This window comes from Burkholderia sp. Bp9090 (assembly GCF_003857985.1).
Lineage (GTDB): Bacteria > Pseudomonadota > Gammaproteobacteria > Burkholderiales > Burkholderiaceae > Burkholderia.
This window is the reverse complement of record NZ_QTPV01000095.1, coordinates 1-1,697: the sequence shown is the minus strand read 5'-3', so window position 1 is coordinate 1,697 and position 1,697 is coordinate 1. Positions and strand designations below refer to the sequence as shown.

Annotated in this window: 1 protein-coding gene; it reads right to left on the bottom strand. The window is 61.9% G+C overall.

Annotated features, from left to right (window positions below):
* Positions 1 to 105: 105 nt before the first annotated feature.
* On the bottom strand, positions 106 to 1,596 hold the full coding sequence (locus DIE16_RS36190) for an ISNCY family transposase (protein WP_260434521.1): 1,491 nt from the start codon (positions 1,594 to 1,596) through the stop codon (positions 106 to 108).
* Between the last annotated feature and the right edge of the window lie 101 nt (positions 1,597 to 1,697).

Genomic DNA, 1,697 nt, shown 5'->3' with positions numbered 1-1,697 from the left:
TGTCGTAGCCATTTCAAGATGTCGTGGCGCCAGCTAAATAGAAATGTCCGGTTTTGAGGTTGGGGTTAGGGTTGGTTTCGCTGCCTGTTTGTCCTGGTTTATTCGTTACGCCGTGTCGAAGGCGGGCGTCTGAACGGGCAGGGCGCTTGCGTCGGATCCACTGTCCCTTGCAGACCGACGGCCAGGTTTGCGGGGTTGCGGGTGCGCCTGCCTGTGCTCAGCCAAATCCACAATCACTTGCTCGACGTCCGCCTGCACGAACTCGCGCTGCTTCTTCTTGCCCGGCTGAGGTTTGTTTCGATCGGTCTTGGTCGAATCGCCCCGGTTTGTTCGGGATGGGGCTTTACCGATGCGGCTGTTATCGCGTTGCGCCTGAATCGCCTGAGCGACCTGCAATACGTGACTCAGGCGCTTGTGTTCGACGACTGCGGCTTGATCGATCTCGGCGAGCCGATCGTACTGCCTGCAGGGCAACACCTGACCCTCCGTCCGGAGCTCGATGCGCCCGTCCGGGTACTCCCACACGTCGATGTAGCGGTGAATCAGCTTCCGGTTCTCTGGGGTGTCGTCCAGCAGGTACATCACCCGGTCGTACTGCACCGTCAGCGACTTCGTCACTTTCCGCAGTTCGCGCCACGTAAGCGTCAACTCAAGGCTCTCGTCGTCCCGCAGTGGCCGATGAGCGTCGAAACTGCTCTTCGGTGGCTTCGCGAAACGTGCGTTGTAGGCCGCCATGAAGGAGGGTGCATAGGCGTTCGCCTCGGCCACCGTGCTGATCCCGCGCAGCCGCAGTTCCTTGACCAGCCGGTCCTGCAGCGTCAGGTGCGCACGCTCGACCCGCCCCTTGGCCGGGCTGCTGTTTGCGCAAAACGTGTCGATGTTCAGCTCGTACATCGCGCGGCCGAAATGCGTCACCCGATTGCCAGTCGTGCCCGGGTTGACGTTGCGAAACACGCTGTACTTGTCGCTGTACAACGCCATCGGCTTGCCGTGACGCTCCAGATACGCGCGCGTCGCCTCGAAGTAGCTGAAGGTCGACTCGGTCGCCGTGAAATGCAGCATCATCAACCGGCTCGTCGCATCGTCCACGTATACCAGCAGCGTGCAGGCTGGCGCCCGATCCTCGAACCAGCGGTGGTCGCTACCGTCGATCTGGATCAGTTCGCCCAGGCACGCGCGTCGTGCCCGTGGCTGGTAGACCTTCGGCGGCCGCTGCCGGCGCGGCACCCACAGCCCGGCGTCCGTCATCAGCCGCCTGACCGTTTCCTTCGCCAGCCGGATGCCGTGGCACTCATACAGCTTCTCGCAGGCCAGCGTCGGCCCGAAATCGGCGTAGCGATCACGGATGATCGACAGTGCTCGATCGGCCAGATCAGCGTCCAGCCGCCGATTACCGGGACGCCCACGCTTGCGCGAAGCCAGTCCGGCGGCGCCAGACTCACGGTAACGATCCACCAGACGCTGGAGCTGACGCACGGTCACGCCCAGTCGTTCGGCCGCGCGTCCGGGCTTGAGTCCCATGTCCACCACGGCCTGGATTACCTTCAGACGGTCGAGTTCTCGCATGTTCAGTGTCACCAATGCACCTGGATACATGGCCGGCTCCGTGGTCCCGCAAAGAACCGGCCAGCATACCGAGGTCAAAACACGACATTTCTAAGTAGCCAGAACACGACATTTCTAAAAAGCTACTACAA

Bases quoted from the DNA above. Each gene is read 5' to 3' on its own strand.
- DIE16_RS36190 (WP_260434521.1), bottom strand. From the start codon at position 1,596: ATGTATCCAGGTGCATTGGTGACACTGAACATGCGAGAACTCGACCGT.